Consider the following 15,850-nt stretch of genomic DNA (forward strand, 5'->3'; position numbering starts at 1 on the left):
AACGTTTGTACGACGAACAGCCAATTGCCTGACGCATAGGCCAATTGGCCGACGCCTGGGCGATTACCGACCATGGGCCCCGGGCAAACGTCCGTGTATGGGCTGGACGCACGACTTCGGTGACGCAGCACGCAACCGCCGCTCGGCCTCTGTGCCGATCACCCATGAGAGGGGCGGCCCGGAAGATCAGGGGCATGATCTCCGACTCGGTATTCCACTTATTCTCCGCCGAAGGGCCCGTTGGGTCTCGGCACGGCTGCGCCATCAGCGCGGCTAGGCACGGAGCGGTGGGCGCGAGCAGGAGGCTCCAGGGAACACCGGAACGAAGACCGGAGCGAAGACCGGAATGACCCGGAAGTACTGATCGCGGGGACAACGGAGGACAGTGCCGGGCCGGACCAGGAATTCCTGGACCGGCCCGTCCTCGGTCCGGAGCACACGGCCGCCCTCGGTCCAGGCCCGGTCCGGCGGATCGGACCTAGGGCGTGTTTTAGAAGTCCCGTCTGGCCCACGACGCCTGGCACGCGCGCTCGCCGCGTTGTCGGAGTCATCCAAGTACGTCCGGCCCATCTACGAGGCTGATCCTCCGCCTTGCGATCGCACGCACCAGACGCCGTGGGCCCCGCCCCATGGGCGGACGACGCTACTTCTAAAACACGCCCTAGAGCGCGCAACCCTGGCTGTCGACCTGCTGGTTGGCCGTGCGGCCCAGCTCGATGTCCTCGCGGATCTCGTCGGCCGTCAGCGCGTAGCCGGTGTCCGGGTCGTCCAGCGAGCGGGCGAAGATCACGCCGTACACCCGGCCGTCGGTGGTGAGCAGCGGGCCGCCGGAGTTGCCCTGGCGGACCGTCGCGAAGAGCGAGTACACGTCGCGCCGTACTTCTCCGCGCCGGTAGATGTCCGGCCCGTTGGCGTCGATACGGCCCCGGACCCGGGCCGAGCGCACGTCGTACGCCCCGTTCTCCGGGAAGCCGGCGACGATCGCGCTGTCGCCGGTGCGGGCGTCCTTGTCGGTGAAACGGAGCACGGGGGCGCGCAACTCGGGCACGTCCAGGACGGCGATGTCGCGCTGCCAGTCGTAGAGGACGACCTTCGCGTCGTACAGCCGGCCTTCGCCGCCTATCTGGACGGTGGGTTCGTCCACGCCGCCCACCACGTGCGCGTTGGTCATCACGCGGCGCTCGGCGAAGACGAAGCCGGTGCCTTCGAGGACCTTGCCGCAGCTCTGCGCCGTACCGACCACCTTGACGATGGAGCGCTGCGCGCGGGCGGCGACGGGGCTGCCGACGAGCGCCGGGTCCGGCGGGTCGACCGCGGTGATCGGCTCGTTGGCGAAGGGGCTGAAGACCTGCGGGAAGCCCTTCTCCGCGAGGACGGAGGAGAAGCCCGTGAACCAGGTCGCCGTCTGGTCCGGCATCACCCGCGAGACGCCGAGCAGCACCTTGGAGTTACGGACCTCCTTGCCGAGCGTCGGCAGCGAGGTCCCGGCCAGGGCGGAGCCGATCAGCCAGGCGACCAGCAGCATGGCGACGACGTTGACCAGCGCGCCGCCCGTGGCGTCCACGGCGCGAGCGGGTGACCAGGTGATGTAGCGGCGGAGCTTGTTGCCGAGGTGGGTGGTGAAGGCCTGTCCCACGGAGGCGCACACGATCACGACGACGACGGCGACAACCGTGGCCGTCGTCGTGACCTCGGCCTCCTCGGTGATCTGGTCCCAGAGCACGGGGAGCAGGTAGACCGCGACGAGACCGCCGCCCAGGAATCCGATCACCGACAGGATGCCGACGACGAAGCCCTGGCGGTAGCCGACGATCGCGAACCACACGGCCGCGAGCAGCAGCAGGATGTCCAGCACGTTCACTGTCAATAGCCTCGCTAGCCTCGCGGATTCGTCTCCCGTCGCCCCGTCGGACGGGGGGACGGACCTGCGGCGGAATCGCTGTGCCGAACCCATGAAGCCGGGTCGGCACAGCGATTGGGCAAGCGTGTCATGACCGCCCGTCGAGCGGGACCTCCTTGGAGCGGTCCCACGGGCGCTCCCAGCCCGAGAAGTGCAGAATGCGGTCGATCACTCCGGCCGTGAAGCCCCACACGAGCGCGGAGGCGACCGTGAACGCGGGGCTGTGGATGCCGCTCGGGTGCGTGGCGATGACGCGGTTGGCCGGGTCCGTGAGATCCGCCACGGGGACGGCGAAGACCCGCGCGGTCTCGGCGAGATCGACGGCGCCGACCGGGCTGGGGGTGTGCCACCAGCCGAGGACCGGGGTCACCACGAACTCGCTCACCGGGATGTAGAGCTTCGGCAGCACGCCGAAGAGCTGGACCCCGGCCGGGTCGAGACCGGTCTCCTCCTCGGCCTCCCGCAGCGCGGCGCGCAGCGGTCCGGTCGTCGCCGGATCGCCGTCCTCGGGGTCGAGGGCGCCGCCGGGGAAGGAGGCCTGTCCGGCGTGCGAGCGCAGGGTGCTGGCGCGCTCCATCAACAGCAGCTCGGGGCCGTACTCGCCCTCGCCGAAGAGGATGAGCACGGCGGACTGCCGGCCCACGCCGTTCTCGGGCGGGAGGAAGCGGCTCAGCTCTTCCGGCGCCACGGTGCGCATGGCGTGCACCACCGGGGCCAGCCACGCGGGCAGGCCTTCGGTGGTGACGGGGATGTCGGTCACGGCTTCGTCGTGGATTCGTGCGGCCTTTTCATGGATTCGTGCGTCATGCGCGATGGGTGCGGGGCGTGCGGTCTGGGTTGTGGGTGCGGTCCGCGTTGTGCGCGCGGTGTCCGCAGTGCGGGCGGCCGTACGTGAGGCCTGTGCGGTCTGTGCGGTCCTTGCTTCATGCGTGTCAGCCCGTGTCATCGGCACCCCCGACGTACAACGCCCGCTGTCGCCCGGATCGTTCCAGCCCGCATACGCCGCAGCCCTTCCTCTCCCGCCCGCCGGCCCGCCGGCGCCCCCGCCGTGCCGGTCTGTCCGGTGATACGGCTCCGGCCCGCCGTGCGCTCACCGCGCGGGCGATCATTCGGCTCCGGCGGGGGTGCCGAGCGGGGGCGCGGGCTTGCCCGGGTAGTCCGGCGGCGGGGAGAGCCGCTGTCCCGGATAGCCGCCCATCTCGTACTTGAGCAGCTTCTTCGCCTTCTCCGGGTCGGTCTCGCCCTCTCCGTAGGAGGGGCAGAGGTGCGCGATCGCGCAGGCGCCGCAGGCGGGTTTACGGGAGTGGCAGACCCGGCGTCCGTGGAAGATGATCCGGTGCGAGAGCATCGTCCACTCGCTCTTGGGGAAGATCGCGGCAATCTCCGTCTCGACCTTCTCCGGGTCCTCCTGGCCGGTCCACTTCCAGCGGCGCACGAGCCGGCCGAAGTGGGTGTCGACAGTGAGGCCGGGGACACCGAAAGCGTTGCCCAACACCACGTTGGCGGTCTTGCGGCCGACGCCGGGCAGACTCACGAGGTCCTTCAGCGTGCCGGGCACCTCGCCGTCGTAATGGTCACGCAGCGCCGTCGAAAGCCCTATGAGCGACCTCGTCTTGGCGCGGAAGAACCCGGTGGGGCGGATGACCTCCTCCAGCTCCTCGGGCACGGCGGCGGCCACGTCCTCCGGGGTCGGGTACTTCGCGAAGAGACCGGGGGTCGTCTGGTTGACGCGCAGGTCCGTCGTCTGGGCCGACAGGACCGTGGCGACGAGCAGCTCGAAGGGGTTGCGGAAGTCCAGCTCCGGGTGGGCGTACGGATAGATGTCCGCCAGCTCGCGGTTTATCCGGCGGGCCCGGCGGACCATCGCCAGGTGCGACTCCGGCTTGGCGCTCTTCGGCCGCTTGGCGCTCGGGGCCCTGGCCGTGGACTCGGCGCTCGCGGATTCGGCGCTCGTGCGTTTTGCGGCTTTTGTGGTTTTTTTCGACTTCGCGGCGACCTGTTCGCCCACAGCGGAATTCTGCTTCGGTGACACTCTTCCAGCTCCCTTGGCCTGCCCTCTCACCGGCGAGTTGGACACCCGGCCAGCCTAGAGCCCTGCACTGACATCCGCCCCGGTCCCCGGCCGATCACCACCCGAATCGGGCCCCGGGGCACGGTCCTGGCGCGCTGTGCGTCAAACTTGTGACTGATCGCACGTTTTCGACAACGGGTGACCGGTACGGAGACAGAGTCGCCTCCGGCCCGAGCCGCCCGTGAACACGCAGCACGTCCGGCATCATGGGATCGATGGTCCCTGAGCAGGTCGACAAGGAGAGATTTCGTGGACGACGTTCTACGACGCGCCCCGCTCTTCGCGGCGCTCGACGACGAGCAGGCCGCGGAGCTCCGCGCCTCGATGAGTGAGACGACGCTCGCCCGTGGCGACGCGCTGTTCCACGAAGGCGACCCCGGTGACCGCCTCTATGTGGTCACCGAGGGCAAGGTCAAACTGCACCGCACGTCCCCCGACGGCCGGGAGAACATGCTGGCCGTCCTCGGTCCCGGCGAACTGATCGGCGAGCTGTCGCTCTTCGACCCGGGCCCGCGCACCGCCACCGCGAGCGCCCTCACCGAGGTCAAGCTCCTCGGCCTGGGCCACGGCGACCTCCAGCCCTGGCTGAACGCCCGCCCCGAGGTGGCCACCGCGCTGCTGCGCGCCGTCGCCCGGCGCCTGCGCAAGACGAACGACCAGATGTCCGACCTGGTCTTCTCCGACGTACCGGGCCGGGTCGCCCGTGCGCTTCTCGACCTGTCGCGCCGCTTCGGCGTGCAGTCGGAGGAAGGCATCCACGTCGTGCACGACCTGACGCAGGAGGAGCTGGCCCAGTTGGTCGGCGCGTCCCGCGAGACGGTCAACAAGGCGCTCGCCGACTTCGCCCAGCGCGGCTGGCTGCGTCTGGAGGCCCGCGCGGTGATCCTGCTGGACGTCGAACGCCTCGCGAAGCGCTCGCGCTGACCCGGACGCACACACGCGACGCACACGCGCCACGCACCGCCCGACGCGCACGCCCGACACGCGGAAGCCAGGACCGCATCGGCAAGGCCGCCCCGCTCCCCGAGCCGGGCGGCCTTCCGCATGCCCCGCGCCCCTCCCCCAGGGCTGCCCTACGCCCCCCCCAGGCGTCCTACAGCCCGGTGATCAGCCCGTGCTCGCGCAGGTACTCCAGCTGCGCCCGCACCGACAGCTCCGCCGCCGGCCACAGGGACCGGTCCACGCCGCTGCCTCCGTACACATGCGCCACGATCTCCGCCGCCGAGCGGTACCCGTCCTCCACCGCCGTCTCGACCTGCGCGAGGCGGCTCGCGCGGTGCGCGAGGTAGTACTCGACCGCGCCCTGCGCGTCCTCCAGTACGGGGCCGTGGCCCGGCAGCACCGTATGGACGCCGTCGTCGACCGTCAGCGAGCGCAGCCGCCGCAGCGAGTCGACGTAGTCGCCGAGCCTGCCGTCCGGGTGGGCCACCATCGTCGTGCCGCGGCCGAGGATCGTGTCGCCCGTCAGCACCGCGCGGTCGGCGGGCAGATGGAAACAGAGCGAGTCGGAGGTGTGCCCGGGGGTCGCCACGACGCGCAGCTCAAGCCCGCCCTCGGTGACGACGTCACCGGCCGCCAGCCCCTCGTCACCGAGGCGCAGGGCCGGGTCCAGGGCCCTTACGGGCGTACGCGTCAGCTCGGCGAAGCGCGCCGCGCCCTCCGCGTGGTCCGGGTGGCCGTGGGTGAGCAGGGTCAGCGCGACGCGCTTGCCGGCCTCCTCGGCCGTGGCGACGACCGTCCGCAGATGCGTCTCGTCGAGCGGGCCGGGATCGATCACGACCGCGAGCGCGGAGTCCGGCTCGGAGAGGATCCAGGTGTTCGTGCCGTCGAGGGTCATCGCGGACGCGTTGGGCGCGAGCACGTTGACCGCGCGGGCCGTCGCTACGCCCGACAGGACGCCTCCGCGCGGCTGTCCCGGCAGGGCCGTCGCGTCCGTCATCGGTCCCCACCCGCCAGCGGCACGCGCTTGGTGAACTCGTCCTGGCCCGGCCAGCTGAGCACCACCTCGTCACCCTCCACCCTCGGTCTGGCCAGCACGGGCGCGAGGTCCCGCCCCACGGCGGCTGCGAGGGCCTCGGCCGCGGAGCCGTACATCTGTAGTTCGCGCAGGGTCGCCACGGTGGGGGGCATCATCAGCAGTTCGCCCTTGTCGTATCCGAGTGCCGCGTCGGCGGGCCGGATCCACACCGTGTGGTCGGCCTCCGTAGAAGCGTTGCGCGTACGCTGCCCGGCCGGCAGCGCGGCCACGAAGAACCAGGTGTCGTACCGCTTGGGCTCGAACTCCGGGGTGATCCACCGGGTCCAGGCCGCCAGCAGATCGCTGCGCAGCGTCAGGCCGCGCCGGTCCAGGAACTCCGCGAAGGACAGCTCACGGTCGACAAGGGCGGCCCGGTCGGCCTCCCAGTCGTCCCCCGTGGTGTCGCCGACGACGGTCCCGGCCGTCTCCCCCGCGAGCAGGACCCCGGCCTCCTCGTACGTCTCGCGCACCGCCGCGCAGACGACGGCCTGCGCGGACGCGGCGTCCACGCCGAGCAGCCGGGCCCACACGTCGCGCCCCGGCCCCGCCCAGCGGACGAGCCGGTCGTCGTCGCGCGGGTCGACGCCGCCGCCCGGATACGCGTAGGCACCTCCGGCGAAAGCCATGGAGGTGCGTCGGCGCAGCATATGTACGGAGGGTCCGGGGGATCCGTCGACGGCGTCGCGCAGCAGCATCACCGTCGCGGCCCGCCGTGCGGGAGCGACGCTGAGCTCGCCCTGGGCGAGCGCGCGGATGCGGCCGGACCACTCGGGCGGGAACCACTGACCATTGGGCATGCCGGGATGCTACGGGCTTCCCGGGCGATGTTCGAGAGCCACTTTCCCGGGGTCCGGGGACCCCGGGACGGCGTGACGACAGCCGGCCGGCGAGAACCGGCCCGGCCGGCCCGGCCGCGCGGACGCGTCAGCCGCTCAGTCCGCGGCCACTTCCACCTGGATCTCGATCTCGACGGGGGCGTCCAGCGGCAGGACGGCGACGCCCACCGCGCTGCGCGCGTGCACGCCCTTGTCACCGAAGACCTTCCCGAACAGCTCGCTCGCCCCGTTGAGGACGGCCGGCTGGCCCGTGAAGTCCGGGGCGGAGGCGACGAACCCGACGACCTTCACGACGCGCTCCACGCGGTCCAGGTCGCCGATGACGGACTTCACGGCGGCCAGCGCGTTCAGCGCGCAGATCCGGGCGAGGTCCTTGGCCTCCTCCGCCGTCACCTCGGCGCCGACCTTGCCGGTCAGCGGAAGCTCACCGTCCACCATCGGGAGCTGCCCCGCCGTGTAGACGTACGCCCCCGTCCGTACGGCGGGCTGATACGCCGCCAGAGGCGGTACGACCTGCGGAACGGTCAGCCCCAGTTCAGCGAGGGCCGCCTCGGCCACGCCGCTCACGCGGACTTCTCTCGCTTCAGATAGGCCACCAGCTGCTCGGGGTTGTTCGGCCCCGGAACGACCTGGACCAGTTCCCAGCCGTCCTCGCCCCAGGTGTCCAGAATCTGCTTCGTCGCGTGCACGAGAAGAGGCACCGTCGCGTATTCCCACTTCGTCATGGGCCCGACTGTATCGGCACTGTGCCACGACCTCGTACGGAGCCCGACGAGGATCTCGTACGGAGCCTCCGGACGACCACGTGCGTAGCCCGGTGCCCGACTGGTTAGGCTCGAATGTGTGAGCAGGTTCCAGGTCGTCAGCGGCAAGGGCGGGACCGGTAAGACCACGGTCGCCGCGGCCCTCGCGCTCGCCCTCGCGACGGAGGGCAAGCGCACCCTCCTTGTGGAGGTCGAGGGCAGACAGGGCATCGCACAGCTCTTCGAAACGGAGGCGCTTCCTTACGAGGAACGAAAGATCGCCGTCGCCCCGGGCGGCGGCGAGGTGTACGCGCTGGCCATAGACGCCGAGCGGGCGCTTCTCGACTACCTCCAGATGTTCTACAAGCTCGGCAGCGCGGGCCGCGCCCTGAAGAAGATCGGCGCCATCGACTTCGCCACCACCATCGCGCCGGGCGTCCGGGACGTCCTGCTGACCGGCAAGGCGTGCGAGGCCGTTCGCCGCCGGGACAAGCGGGGCCGGTTCAGTTACGACTACGTGGTGATGGACGCGCCGCCCACCGGCCGCATCACGCGCTTCCTGAACGTGAACGACGAGGTGGCCGGGCTTGCGAAGATAGGGCCGATATACAACCAGGCGCAGGCCGTCATGCGGGTGCTCAAGTCGCCCGGGACCGCCGTGCATCTGGTGACCCTTCTTGAGGAGATGCCGGTCCAGGAGACCGCCGACGGCATCGGCGAGCTGCGCGGCGCCGAACTGCCCGTCGGCAAGGTGATCGTGAACATGGTGCGCCCGCACGTCCTCGATGAGGAGGCGGTCAACGGCGTGGCGGGCGACCGTCGTAAGGAGGTCACCAAGGCGCTCGCGGCGGCCGGGGTGAGCGCGCCCACGAAGCTCGTTGGACCCCTCCTGCAGCAGGCCGCCGAGCACGCCCAGCGCGTGGAGCTGGAGCGCGAGCAGCGCGCCCTCCTCGCGAAGCTCGGGCTGCCTACGTACGAACTCCCCCTGATCGGCGAGGGCATGGACCTCGCCGGTCTGTACCGCCTGGCGGGGGAGCTACGGAATCTTGGGGAGGCCTGATGACTCTGGACCCGGCGGCTGCCCCGCTCGAAGTCGATCCGCTGCTCGACGACCCCGAGACGCGCATCATCGTGTGCTGCGGCTCCGGCGGCGTCGGCAAGACGACGACGGCGGCGGCTCTCGGCGTACGGGCGGCGGAGCGTGGCCGCAAGGTGGTCGTGCTGACCATCGACCCGGCCCGCAGGCTCGCCCAGTCCATGGGCATCGACTCTCTCGACAACACCCCCCGGCAGGTCAAGGGCATCGAGGGCGCGGGCGAACTGCACGCGATGATGCTCGACATGAAGCGCACCTTCGACGAGATCGTCGAGGCGCACGCGGACCAGGACCGGGCGCGCGCCATCCTGGAGAACCCCTTCTACCAGTCCCTGTCGGCCGGTTTCGCGGGCACGCAGGAGTACATGGCGATGGAGAAGCTGGGGCAGCTGCGGGCCCGCGACGAGTGGGACCTGATCGTCGTCGACACCCCGCCGTCGCGCTCCGCGCTCGACTTCCTGGACGCGCCGAAGCGGCTGGGTTCGTTCCTGGACGGGAAGTTCATCCGGCTGCTGATGGCGCCGGCGAAGATGGGCGGCCGGGCGGGGATGAAGTTCCTGAACGTCGGGATGTCGATGATGACCGGCACACTCGGGAAGCTGCTCGGCGGCCAATTCCTGCGTGACGTACAGACGTTCGTGGCCGCGATGGACACGATGTTCGGCGGATTCCGTACGCGCGCGGACGCGACGTACCGGCTGCTCCAGGCGCCCGGCACGGCCTTCCTGGTGGTCGCGGCGCCGGAGCGGGACGCGCTGCGCGAGGCGGCGTACTTCGTGGAGCGGCTGGCCGCCGAGGGGATGCCGCTCGCGGGTCTGGTCCTCAACAGGGTGCACGGCAGCGGCGCCGCGCGGCTGTCGGCCGAGCGGGCGCGGGCCGCCGCGGAAAATCTTGAAGAGGGCCGCATTGTGGATCAGGCCGGCGGGAAGAATGGTGTGCGTGAGGCCGCCGCCCCCGCGGGCTCCTCTCCCGAAACCGCCCTGGCACCGCAGGACCCACAGGCACCGCAAAACCCACAGACATCGCAGGACCCCGCCCCCCAGGCATCCGAACTCCCGCACCAGGAACCGGAATCAGCGACACCCGAACCGCCGTCGGTGAATCAGCTGACGGCCGGTCTGCTGCGCCTGCACGCCGAGCGTATGCAGGTGCTCAAGCGTGAGCAGCGCACCCGCGACCGTTTCACCGCGCTCCACCCGGAGGTGCCGGTGGCCGAGGTGGCGGCACTGCCCGGCGACGTGCACGACCTCGCCGGGCTCCGGACCATCGGTGAACGCCTCGCGGGCGGGAGCACGGCGACCGGGGCCGCGTGACCGACGGGTGTGGGGCGCCCCGCCAGGGCGTGCTCCGCGCATGCGCGCGGTGCCTGGTGCTTCCTGCCGCCTGCTTGGTACGTGGTGCTTGCTGCGTGGTGCGTGCCGGTTTCGCGCTTGCCTGCCGTACGGCGGCCTACCCCACCGCCGCCCACGTGTCGTCGATGACGTCGGCGTAATGGCGTGAGCCGTACGTCTCGTCGTCGTCCTCAAGGCCGGCGGGCAGAATGCCCGCGCTGCGCTCGTACTCGGTGCGTGCGGTTTCGAGCAGCCGTCGCCATGAGGTGACAGTGGGGCGTCTGCGCAGCAATGCGCGCCGCTCCCGCTCGGTCATTCCGCCCCACACGCCGAATTCGACGCGGTTGTCCAGCGCGTCGGCCAGGCACTCCGTCCGCACCGGGCATCCGGTGCACACCGCCTTGGCCCTGTTCTGCGCTGCGCCCTGTACGAACAATTCATCCGGATCGGTAGTGCGGCATGCTGCTTGCGCACTCCAGTCGGTTACCCAGCCCATCGCGGCGCCGTCCTCTCCCGAATCGAGGCTCCCCCACGGCGGAAGCGGCATATTCACCGCTGCCAGTTGAGGACGTTACGGAAGGTGGGCACAGCACAACACCCCCTTCGGGCCCAATCTTGAATGGCCCGAACGGACTATGCGTACGCGGCAGATCACCCAGGGGAGTGACCCAGAGACATGAGCGACGAACCCGACAAGTCGGGTCAACTCTCCTGAGTAGCAACGGACGCCAGAGGACGTACCGGGCGGAATCGGACGGGACTTCCGACGCTTTACGGTTAGCCGGATGTTCACGTCGGTGACTTGATACGAAACCGCACTGCTGTGACAGTTGAGTTCAGCTTAGGCCAGAGCCTTTGTGCGTGTCCGGCGAATGAGAACGTAGGCTGCTGTCATGCCAAAGAAGCGCTCGGGCGGCGGTCTGACCGGGACCCAGCAGGCCGCCAAGTTCCTCGGTGTCAGTGTGCTCGCGGGAGCCGTACTGGCGGGAATCGCCTTGCCCGCCTTCGGAGTTCTGGGCCTGGCGGCCAAGGGGACCGTCGAGGGATTCGACGAGATCCCGGCCAATCTCAAGACGCCGCCGCTCAGTCAGCGCACCACGATCCTCGACAAGGACGGCGGCCCCATCGCCACCGTCTACTCGCGCGACCGGACCGTGGTCCCTCTCACCGACATCTCGCCCTACATGCAGAAGGCGATCGTCGCGATCGAGGACTCACGCTTCTACGAGCACGGGGCGGTCGACCTCAAGGGCGTTCTGCGGGCGGCCAATCGCAACGCGCAGTCGGGCGGCGTCTCCCAGGGCGCCTCGACCCTCACCCAGCAGTATGTGAAGAACGTCTTCGTGGAAGAAGCCGGCGACGACCCCGACAAGGTCGCCCAGGCCACCCAGCAGACCATCGGCCGCAAGATCCGCGAGCTCAAGTTCGCGATCCAGGTCGAGGAGGAGCTGGGCAAGAAGAAGATCCTTGAGAACTACCTGAACATCACCTTCTTCGGACAGCAGGCGTACGGCATCGAGGCCGCTTCGCACCGCTACTTCTCCAAGTCCGCCAAGGACTTGAAGCTGGAGGAGGCGGCGCTGCTGGCGGGCCTCGTCCAGTCACCGAGCCGGTACGACCCGGTGAACGACCGGGAAGAGGCGACCAAGCGCCGTAACACCGTGATACAGCGCATGGCCGACGTGAAGGACATCTCGCAGGCCGAGGCCGACCGCGCGAAAAACACCGAGATCGCGCTGAAGGTCAGCACACCCAAGAACGGCTGCATCACGGCGGTCAAGGGCGCGGGCTTCTTCTGCGACTACGTACGGAAGGTGTTCCTCACCGACTCCGCCTTCGGCAAGACGCAGGAGGACCGGGCCAAGGTCTGGAACCAGGGCGGGCTGACCATCCGTACGACGCTCGACCCGCAGGCGCAGGAGTCGGCGCAGGAGTCGATCAAGAACCACGTCTACAAGACGGACGAGGTCGCCACGGCGCTGTCGATCGTCGAGCCGGGCACCGGCAAGGTCCTCGCGATGGGCCAGTCGCGGCCGTACGGCGGCGGCAAGAACGAGACGTACATGAACCTCTCCGTCGACGAGGAGATGGGCGGCGGCGCCGGCTACCAGCCGGGCTCGACGTTCAAGCCCATCGTCGCGGCGGCGGCCCTGGAGCAGGGCATCCAGCCGACCCAGTCGTACCCCTCGCCGTACCAGATGGACTACCCGAGCCCGGTGCAGACCTGCAAGGGCCCGTGGACGGACCAGGGCGTCCCGGTCGAGAACGAGAACGAGACCGAGGTCGGCCCGTACGGGATGAAGGAAGCGACCGCCAAGTCGGTCAACACCTACTACGTACAGCTGATCAGCCAGATCGGCGTCTGCCCGGTGACCGAGCTGGCCAGGAAGATGGGCGTCGAGCGGGCCAACGGCAAGCCGATCGACCAGGTCCCGTCGATCACGCTGGGCACGCAGGAGATGTCGCCGCTGACGATGGCGTCCGGCTACGCGACGTTCGCCAACCGCGGCACGTACTGCACCCCGATCGCCATCGAGTCGATCACCGGCCCGAACGGCAAGGAGCTGGACGTCCCGAAGTCGACCTGCTCGCGGGCGATGTCGGAGAAGACGGCCGACACCATAAACACGCTGCTGGAGGGCGTGGTCGAGGACGGTACGGGCCAGGAGGCGGGGCTCGGCAGCAGGCCGAGCGCCGGCAAGACGGGTACGACCGACTTCCGGCTCGCCGCGTGGTTCGTGGGCTACACGCCGAACATGGCGGGCGCGGTGTGGGTCGGTGACCCGCAGCACAAGAAGAAAATGGTGGACATCACCATCGGCGGCCAGTACCACGACAAGGTCTTCGGTGGCGCGGTGCCAGGACCGATCTGGCGCGACGCGATGAGCGGCGCGCTGGACGGCAAGGAGGCGCCCGCCTTCAACACCATCAACATCCCGAACCCGGAGAAGGACAAGGGCGACAGGGACGAGGACCGTGACCGGGACCGCGACAAGCCCGGGAACGACAACGGTGGGAACGGCAACGGCGGTGGCGACAACCGCGGCGACAACGGCGACCAGGACCCGGGCAACGGCGACAGCGACGGGGACAATCCGTTCCCGGGCTTCCCGGGGACGTTCGGCTAGGAAGTAGCAGAGGAAGGGGGGCCGCGACGATCAGGATTCGTCGGGCCCCCCTTCTTCATGCCTTCTTCTTCATGCCTTCAGGCTTTTCATGTCCTTCAGGCTGAGGCCAGTCTCTGCTTGACGGCGGCGGCGACCCGGCCGCCCTCCGCCCGCCCGGCGACCTTCGGCCCGACGATCTTCATGACGGCGCCCATGGCGCGCGGCCCCTCGGCGCCGGCGGCCTTCGCCTCGCCCACGGCCTGCGCGACGATCTCGCCGAGCTCGTCGTCGGTGAGCTGCTGCGGCAGATACGCGTCGAGCAGTACGCCCTCGGCCTTCTCCCGCTCGGCCTGCTCGGCGCGCCCGCCCTGCGCGAAGGCCTCGGCCGCCTCGCGGCGCTTCTTGGCCTCCTTGGCGATCACCTTCTGCACCTCGTCGTCGGAGAGCTCGCGCGCCGCCTTGCCGGAGACCTCTTCCTTGGAGATCGCGGCGAGGGTCAGCCGGAGGGTGGCGGAGCGCAGCTCGTCGCGTGCCTTGATCGCGGCGATGAGGTCGTCGTGCAGCGTGGACTTGAGCGTGGTCATACGGACAGTGTGTCAGGTACGCCCCAGGACGCGCCGTCCGGTTTTCCGGGCCGCCGGGGTGTGCCCGGCAGGGCGGCCCGAGTCTGCGACGATGACACCATGCGCGCACGCTACGGAGTCCCCCTGAAAGTCACCGCAGGAATCGCGGCCGTCGGCGTGGCCGGCATCGCCTACGCCGCCGGTTTCGAGGCCCGCTCCTTCCGGCTGCGACGGGTCTCCGTACCCGTACTTCCGGAGGGCATGCGACCGTTGCGGATCCTCCAGGTCTCGGACATCCATATGGTCCGCGGCCAGCGCAAGAAGCAGCGCTGGCTCCGCTCGCTGGCCGGCCTGCGCCCCGACTTCGTGGTGAACACCGGCGACAACCTCTCCGACCAGGAGGGCGTACCGGAGGTGCTCGACGCGCTGGGCCCGCTGATGGAGTTCCCGGGCGTCTACGTCTTCGGCTCCAACGACTACTACGGCCCCGCGCTGCGCAACCCGGCGCGCTACCTCCTTGAGAAGGCCCAGGGCAAGCACGGTCTGAACGGCAACGCGCCGGCCGTGAACGTCGTCCACAACCCGTGGGAGCCGATGCGCGACGCCTTCGACGAGGCGGGCTGGGTGGGCCTCACCAACGCCCGCGGCCGGCTCAAGATCGACGGCCACGAGATCGCCTTCACGGGCGTCGACGACCCCCACATCAAGCGCGACCGCTACGCGGAGGTCGCGGGCGGCCCGGAGAAGGACGCGTCCCTCTCGATCGCCGTGGTCCACGCCCCGTACCTCCGCACACTGGACGCCTTCACATCGGACGGCTACCCCCTGATCCTGGGCGGCCACACCCACGGGGGCCAGCTCCGCATCCCGTTCTACGGAGCACTGGTCACCAACTGCGACCTGGACACGGACCGCGCGAGGGGCCTCTCCACGTACGACGCGGGGGGCCACACGTCCTACCTCCACGTCTCAGCGGGCTGCGGCACGAACCGCTACACCCCGGTCCGCTTCGCCTGCCCCCCGGAGGCCACCCTCCTGACGCTGGTCCCCCGCCGTTGACGGTGGCCGCACCACCCTCAACGGCGCCCTAAACCGGATTTCGCCTGCGGGCGCGGGTGGGCTAAAGTAATCGATGTCGCAGCGACACGGGCGACATCGGGGTGTAGCGCAGCTTGGCAGCGCGCTTCGTTCGGGACGAAGAGGTCGTGGGTTCAAATCCCGCCACCCCGACAGCCAAAGCAGCAGGTCACGGGCCTGATCCTCAGTGAGGATCAGGCCCTTGCTGCGTCTCAGGTGATCGGACAAGGACGGAGTCGACGTAACGCTCCGCTCCCGTGGGCTCGTGGTTGTCCACCGACATGGGCGGAATGATCGAGTGCACGCCAGGAGCCCGGATCGGGCACCTCACGGCCCCCGAAGCCTGGTGTGTTGCGCGCGTCACTCATTTTGGTCGGCAGTTCCTCCTACGGCCGGGCCGAGGCCGCTGGGGAGGTAGGACACCGCCAGGGCGACGGCCTCTTCCGCCGTGGGCGTCTCGGCGAGTACCTCGGGTTGTGGGTGCTTCATCACGCGGTACGGACCGGCGGCACGCGAGGGAGCGATGCCCGCTTGAACGGAGAACGGGAATCCGGTGCAGGAGCTGAAGCCAAGCGTCCAGTGGCTGGAGAACACGTAGAGCTGGCGCAGGGCTGGTTCAGCATGAGCCGCTTCCACCAGTGCGGCGAACTCGGGGAAATCCGGGGTCTCGGCCGCCTGTTCCCGCATCGTTTGCCACTGGAGCTCCACCACTGCCGCCGGCCCGCGTTCGTGAGCCTCGGCGCGTGCGCTGGACCGCAGAAACGGCAGCCCAGCTAGCAGCTCCGCCAGACTCCCGTCCTGTGCCCACGCCGCGCCGGCTCTGACGACGTCCTCCAGGTCCGACGTGGCCCCGGTGATGAGCTCGATCCCCGAGCTCCAACCCGAGACGCTGAACCAGCGGCTCGTTTCCCCGATGTAGACGGCCAGTGGTTTGCGCCCCGCGACCGGTGTGGCGATGCCTGCCGTCACCGGGGACCCCCCTTCAAGGGGAACCACCGTGAGAACAACACCGAGTTCGGCCGCCAGCTCTTGCAATGCCGCGGTCAGGCTGCCCGCGGCGGCCAGGTCGGGGTAGAGGTCGGAGTCCATTTCCACAGTCTGCCGTCGCG

16 protein-coding genes and 1 tRNA gene are annotated in these 15,850 nt (G+C 69.8%); 7 read left to right on the forward strand and 10 right to left on the reverse strand.

The features are described 5' to 3' along the window. Nucleotides 1-97 precede the first annotated feature (97 nt). On the forward strand, nt 98-277 hold the full coding sequence (locus OIE74_RS16565) for a hypothetical protein (RefSeq protein WP_229700978.1): 180 nt from the start codon (nt 98-100) through the stop codon (nt 275-277). A gap of 384 nt (nt 278-661) precedes the next feature. On the opposite strand, the gene OIE74_RS16570 is transcribed toward OIE74_RS16565, so the two are convergent. The 3 genes from OIE74_RS16570 to nth form a co-directional block, all read right to left on the reverse strand. Beyond that, complete coding sequence (locus OIE74_RS16570) at nt 662-1,861, reverse strand: MarP family serine protease (protein ID WP_329383878.1); 1,200 nt, start codon at nt 1,859-1,861, stop codon at nt 662-664. Nucleotides 1,862-1,988: 127 nt separating this feature from the next. Next, nucleotides 1,989-2,597, reverse strand: a complete 609-nt coding sequence (locus OIE74_RS16575; RefSeq protein ID WP_329392326.1) for an NUDIX hydrolase — start codon at nt 2,595-2,597, stop codon at nt 1,989-1,991. A gap of 408 nt (nt 2,598-3,005) precedes the next feature. Next, entirely contained in the window at nt 3,006-3,908 is a 903-nt protein-coding gene (gene nth / locus OIE74_RS16580) for an endonuclease III (protein ID WP_329383880.1), read from the reverse strand. 312 nt (nt 3,909-4,220) lie between these two features. Here nth and OIE74_RS16585 point away from each other — a divergent pair, with 312 nt between their 5' ends. Beyond that, nucleotides 4,221-4,895, forward strand: coding sequence for a Crp/Fnr family transcriptional regulator (locus OIE74_RS16585; protein ID WP_023539685.1), 675 nt, complete (start codon nt 4,221-4,223; stop codon nt 4,893-4,895). A 169-nt stretch (nt 4,896-5,064) separates the two neighbouring features. On the opposite strand, the gene OIE74_RS16590 is transcribed toward OIE74_RS16585, so the two are convergent. From OIE74_RS16590 to OIE74_RS16605, 4 genes are all read right to left on the reverse strand, one after another. Further along, the gene (locus OIE74_RS16590; RefSeq protein WP_329383882.1) at nt 5,065-5,910 is read right to left on the reverse strand and encodes an MBL fold metallo-hydrolase; all 846 of its coding nucleotides are present in this window, start codon (nt 5,908-5,910) and stop codon (nt 5,065-5,067) included. After that, nucleotides 5,907-6,785: an NUDIX hydrolase gene (locus OIE74_RS16595; protein ID WP_329383884.1), complete on the reverse strand. Its 879-nt coding sequence runs from the start codon at nt 6,783-6,785 to the stop codon at nt 5,907-5,909. The genes OIE74_RS16590 and OIE74_RS16595 overlap by 4 nt, the downstream gene beginning before the upstream one ends. A 135-nt stretch (nt 6,786-6,920) precedes the next feature. Further along, entirely contained in the window at nt 6,921-7,391 is a 471-nt protein-coding gene (locus tag OIE74_RS16600) for a RidA family protein (RefSeq protein WP_329383887.1), read from the reverse strand. Then, nucleotides 7,388-7,549: a DUF4177 domain-containing protein gene (locus tag OIE74_RS16605; protein ID WP_075033571.1), complete on the reverse strand. Its 162-nt coding sequence runs from the start codon at nt 7,547-7,549 to the stop codon at nt 7,388-7,390. The genes OIE74_RS16600 and OIE74_RS16605 overlap by 4 nt, the downstream gene beginning before the upstream one ends. A 118-nt stretch (nt 7,550-7,667) precedes the next feature. On the opposite strand from OIE74_RS16605, the gene OIE74_RS16610 reads away from it, so the two are divergent. Together OIE74_RS16610 and OIE74_RS16615 are read left to right on the forward strand one after the other, a co-directional pair. After that, entirely contained in the window at nt 7,668-8,627 is a 960-nt protein-coding gene (locus OIE74_RS16610; protein ID WP_329383889.1) for an ArsA family ATPase, read from the forward strand. Beyond that, entirely contained in the window at nt 8,627-9,976 is a 1,350-nt protein-coding gene (locus OIE74_RS16615) for an ArsA-related P-loop ATPase (protein ID WP_329383891.1), read from the forward strand. Before OIE74_RS16610 ends, OIE74_RS16615 begins: the two co-directional genes overlap by 1 nt. 136 nt (nt 9,977-10,112) lie before the next feature. Here the strand turns inward: OIE74_RS16615 and OIE74_RS16620 are convergent, their stop codons facing one another. Then, a complete protein-coding gene (locus tag OIE74_RS16620) occupies nt 10,113-10,490 on the reverse strand; it encodes a WhiB family transcriptional regulator (protein ID WP_329383894.1) in 378 nt (125 codons plus the stop codon). Between the two features lie 397 nt (nt 10,491-10,887). On the opposite strand from OIE74_RS16620, the gene OIE74_RS16625 reads away from it, so the two are divergent. Continuing rightward, entirely contained in the window at nt 10,888-13,122 is a 2,235-nt protein-coding gene (locus OIE74_RS16625; RefSeq protein ID WP_329383897.1) for a transglycosylase domain-containing protein, read from the forward strand. 95 nt (nt 13,123-13,217) lie between these two features. Here OIE74_RS16625 and OIE74_RS16630 read toward each other — a convergent pair whose 3' ends face one another. Next, on the reverse strand, nt 13,218-13,685 hold the full coding sequence (locus OIE74_RS16630) for a GatB/YqeY domain-containing protein (RefSeq protein ID WP_329383899.1): 468 nt from the start codon (nt 13,683-13,685) through the stop codon (nt 13,218-13,220). A gap of 99 nt (nt 13,686-13,784) precedes the next feature. Between OIE74_RS16630 and OIE74_RS16635 the strand changes: the two genes are divergently transcribed. Further along, nucleotides 13,785-14,723, forward strand: coding sequence for a metallophosphoesterase (locus OIE74_RS16635; protein WP_329383902.1), 939 nt, complete (start codon nt 13,785-13,787; stop codon nt 14,721-14,723). A 97-nt stretch (nt 14,724-14,820) separates the two neighbouring features. Further along, nucleotides 14,821-14,894, forward strand: a tRNA-Pro gene (locus OIE74_RS16640). 207 nt (nt 14,895-15,101) lie between these two features. On the opposite strand, the gene OIE74_RS16645 is transcribed toward OIE74_RS16640, so the two are convergent. Continuing rightward, nucleotides 15,102-15,830 (reverse strand): DUF6193 family natural product biosynthesis protein, encoded by a 729-nt coding sequence (locus tag OIE74_RS16645; protein ID WP_329383905.1) that lies wholly within the window; start codon nt 15,828-15,830, stop codon nt 15,102-15,104. Between the last annotated feature and the right edge of the window lie 20 nt (nt 15,831-15,850).

The sequence above is a fragment of the Streptomyces sp. NBC_01716 genome, assembly GCF_036248275.1.
Lineage (GTDB): Bacteria > Actinomycetota > Actinomycetes > Streptomycetales > Streptomycetaceae > Streptomyces.

Excerpts from the sequence above, each read along its gene's own strand:
- OIE74_RS16565 (WP_229700978.1), top strand. The coding sequence starts at position 98 with ATGGGCTGGACGCACGACTTCGGTGACGCAGCACGCAACCGCCGCTCG.
- OIE74_RS16575 (WP_329392326.1), bottom strand. The coding sequence starts at position 2,597 with ATGCGCACCGTGGCGCCGGAAGAGCTGAGCCGCTTCCTCCCGCCCGAG.
- OIE74_RS16590 (WP_329383882.1), bottom strand. The coding sequence starts at position 5,910 with ATGACGGACGCGACGGCCCTGCCGGGACAGCCGCGCGGAGGCGTCCTG.
- OIE74_RS16595 (WP_329383884.1), bottom strand. The coding sequence starts at position 6,785 with ATGCCCAATGGTCAGTGGTTCCCGCCCGAGTGGTCCGGCCGCATCCGC.
- OIE74_RS16605 (WP_075033571.1), bottom strand. The coding sequence starts at position 7,549 with ATGACGAAGTGGGAATACGCGACGGTGCCTCTTCTCGTGCACGCGACG.
- OIE74_RS16615 (WP_329383891.1), top strand. The coding sequence starts at position 8,627 with ATGACTCTGGACCCGGCGGCTGCCCCGCTCGAAGTCGATCCGCTGCTC.
- OIE74_RS16620 (WP_329383894.1), bottom strand. The coding sequence starts at position 10,490 with ATGGGCTGGGTAACCGACTGGAGTGCGCAAGCAGCATGCCGCACTACC.
- OIE74_RS16625 (WP_329383897.1), top strand. The coding sequence starts at position 10,888 with ATGCCAAAGAAGCGCTCGGGCGGCGGTCTGACCGGGACCCAGCAGGCC.
- OIE74_RS16630 (WP_329383899.1), bottom strand. The coding sequence starts at position 13,685 with ATGACCACGCTCAAGTCCACGCTGCACGACGACCTCATCGCCGCGATC.
- OIE74_RS16635 (WP_329383902.1), top strand. The coding sequence starts at position 13,785 with ATGCGCGCACGCTACGGAGTCCCCCTGAAAGTCACCGCAGGAATCGCG.
- OIE74_RS16645 (WP_329383905.1), bottom strand. The coding sequence starts at position 15,830 with ATGGACTCCGACCTCTACCCCGACCTGGCCGCCGCGGGCAGCCTGACC.